At 63.2% G+C, this 3,034-nt stretch carries 3 protein-coding genes; 1 reads left to right on the top strand and 2 read right to left on the bottom strand.

Features of this window, described 5'->3' with window-relative positions:
• Positions 1 to 274 precede the first annotated feature (274 nt).
• Together AC1D1Y_RS25815 and AC1D1Y_RS25820 are read right to left on the bottom strand one after the other, a co-directional pair.
• Complete coding sequence (locus AC1D1Y_RS25815; RefSeq protein WP_477684865.1) at positions 275 to 763, bottom strand: hypothetical protein; 489 nt, start codon at positions 761 to 763, stop codon at positions 275 to 277.
• 225 nt (positions 764 to 988) lie between these two features.
• Positions 989 to 1,819, bottom strand: a complete 831-nt coding sequence (locus tag AC1D1Y_RS25820; protein WP_477684866.1) for an urease accessory protein UreD — start codon at positions 1,817 to 1,819, stop codon at positions 989 to 991.
• Between the two features lie 127 nt (positions 1,820 to 1,946).
• On the opposite strand from AC1D1Y_RS25820, the gene AC1D1Y_RS25825 reads away from it, so the two are divergent.
• Entirely contained in the window at positions 1,947 to 2,516 is a 570-nt protein-coding gene (locus AC1D1Y_RS25825; RefSeq protein WP_477684867.1) for a cysteine dioxygenase family protein, read from the top strand.
• The last annotated feature ends 518 nt before the right edge of the window (positions 2,517 to 3,034 follow it).

The following is a 3,034-nucleotide window of genomic DNA, read 5'->3' on the forward strand; positions in this document are numbered from 1 at the left end:
ACCAGGGTCGCCTTTTCTTTTGCTTACTTTTCTTTTGGCCTTTTCTTTTGCTTACTTTTCTTTTGGCGAAGCAAAAGAAAAGTGAGTAGCCGCCGGGCTACCCCCGGCCAGCCACCCTCAGCAGAGAACGCGCAAGCCGGAGCAAGAACCGGCCTAAAGACCCACTCCCCAACAGCATTGCGGCACACAAAAGAAGTGGGCCGCAATGCGGCCCACCTTTGCTTCTGCTTCATCCGGGGTTTTCATCAAACCCCGGCGGAGCGAGTGGCAACTGTTATTGCGATGGCGCGGCGGCGGGCGCCGGGATCACCACAATGTTGTCGGTTGAGGTCTGCGGCTGTACGCGCACGTTGGTGGCGCCGGCCGGGACGACGACGGTCTCTACCTGGCGGACCACACCGCCGCTGGCGACGCTGCCGTCCGCTTTGCCGTAGCCGACGATGCGGGCCTGGCAGGCGATCAGGTCTTCGCCCTTGAAGACGTCGCAGCGTTTGAGGGCATTGTTCTTGAAGTCGGCATTGGCGTTGTCCACCTTGCCGGCGCGTTTGGCGGCGTTGGCGTTACGGACTTCGGTCATGCAGGTCTGGCGGTCCTGCTGTGTGCGCCCGGTCAGGCAGGCGTTCATCTCGCTCTTGGCATCGCCGGTGGCGTCGATGCCTGTGGTGCCGGAAGCGATTTGTGCCGTGGCGCCCAGGGAGAGCAGGGCGGCGACACCAAAGATGGCGGCGCTTTGGGCCAAGCGGAAATTCCGGGATGAAATCATGGTCAAACTCCTTGATCGAACTCGACGGATGTCGATGAATGGAGTCTGGGCCGGGCCCGGCCGGCGGCGTGAAAGGAAAAGCTCCGGGCCGTCCGTGCCCTATGCCCATTCCCATGTAGGACGGGTCTCTCATAGGGCGCGCATCCGCCCCAGGGGTGCGGATTTGATGCTTTTGATGTTTTTATATACAGCCCGGCTTGTTCAACCTTCGACGGGCGCGGCGCTTCAGGTCGACCAGAGCCTTGGTGTCGACGGCGCCAGTTGCCACATCTCCTTGCGCCAGGCCTGCCACACCTGCCTGAGCAAGGCCATGGCGGGTTCGACCACCGGCGCAAGCACGCGCACCACAATGACCTGCGCGTCGGGGCTGGTGGCACCGGCGCTGGAAGCCAGGGAGTGGGCCTGCAGGACTTCGCGCGCGCAGTCCAGCGCGAGTTCACGGCGCTTGCGCTCGAGCTTGCTGCCGGCCACAAAAAACAGCGTGGCCATGCAGCGCCGGCCCGCCAGGCCGACGGGGCTGTCCATCAGCAGTTTGTCGTTCGCGTCCAGCCGCGCGCGCTCCAGCCAGACGCCGGGCAGCTCGATGTGCTGGCGAAAGCTGCCGTTTTCAAAGGGCTGGCCGGCGGCGGGCAGGCCCAGCGCGGTGACGTCCCAGCCCATCAGTTCGGCGCCGGGCGCGAGCGCCATCGTCAGGCGGTTCTCGGCGAGGCAGCCGCTGTAGCAGATGGCTTCAAGCGGCAGCCATTCCATGCGCGCACCGGCGGCCAGCGTGAGCCGGGTGTTTTGCAGCGCGGGCTCGCCGGTGGAGCGGTAAAAACGCGTGGCGCCGGGTGTGGTGATGAGGCCGTGCGTGCCGGGCGCGGCGCTGAAGGCCAGCTCCAGCGTGTCGCCGCCGACCAGGCCGCCGGGCGGGTGCACGATGACGTTGTGGCAGATCGCGTCGCCTTCGGGGTAGAGGCTTTGCAGGATGCGCAGCGGCCCGCTGTGGCGGAAGTGGGCAATTGTCTTGCCGGCCTGGTGCGTGTAGTCGAGGGCGAGCGTCGCGTTCCAGGTCATGGGTGAAGTTTAACGTGCGCAAGGCCGCTGGTATATTTCGTGCTTCCCCCCAAAGGGTGGTGCGCAAGCTGGTTCCGGTCCAGCCATCGCCCATTCGTTGATACGCCTGACAAGAAACACAAACAATATGGCCACCTCCGCCCTCGATCACTTCATCTCCAGCGCCGTCGAGCAGACGCAGCGCCGCATGGATCCCGCCGACTGTGTGCTGGCGCTCGCGCCGCGGATGCTGGAGCTGATAGACCAGGCCGCGACTTTCCTGGAGCCGCAACACTACCGCAGCGACCCGGACCATTACGCCCGCAACCTGGTCTACAGCGCGCCCGATGCCAGCCTGTCCCTCTACACCCTGGTCTGGTCGCCCGGCCAGTGGACGCCGGTGCACGACCACGGAAGCTGGGGCGTGGTCGGTGTGCTCGAAGGCGTGCTGGAGGAACGGAGTTATGTGCGCCTGTCAGTGGACCGCAACACCGATGAGGGCATCAACCTTGTGCGTGGTGGCGTCATCCTTCTGGGGCGCGGCGCGGTGACCAGCTTTGTGCCGAATCCCGACCACATCCATGTGACTGGTGTTCCCCTGAAGCGCCCTCGGGCGGTGAGTTTGCATCTTTATGGCCGGATGATGAGCAGTTTCAATACTTATGATGTTTCGGCTGGGACTCGGAAGAGGGTTAGTCTGGAGCATAACGAGAGCTAAGGTTCTTTGGCCGGGTCTTGCTCCGGCTTGCGCGCTCTCTGTTTTCTCTGCTCTTTGCTTAGGCTTGCTGGCCGGGGGTAGCCCGGCGGCTACTCACTTTTCTTTTGCTTCGCCAAAAGAAAAGTAAGCAAAAGAAAAGGCGACCCTGGTTGCCGCGTCCCTCCGCTTCGCTACGGGCAACCTGCGGTGCTCGGTCCAGACGGGGTCTCGCTAAACTCGCCTTCGGCTCAAACAACGCGATCCCTGATCCGTCTGRACCTCCGCTCCTCGGCGCATCCACAAGGGGTGGGGAAGGAATACCAATACCGAAGAAACAAGGACTCGCCGTGGCGAGTCCTTGTTTGTATTTGTCTTCTTTGTGTTTTCGTTTTCTGTCTTCTTTCCCCGCTCCCGATTGCCCCGTCCTGGCTGGGCCGAGGAGCGCAGAGACAAGCGGATCAGGGATCGCGTTGTTTGAGCGAAGCGAGTTTAGCGAGACCCCGCTTGGCTCGAGCACCGCAGGTTGCCCGAAGCGAAGC

The organism is Polaromonas sp. P1_G1 (assembly GCF_056405595.1).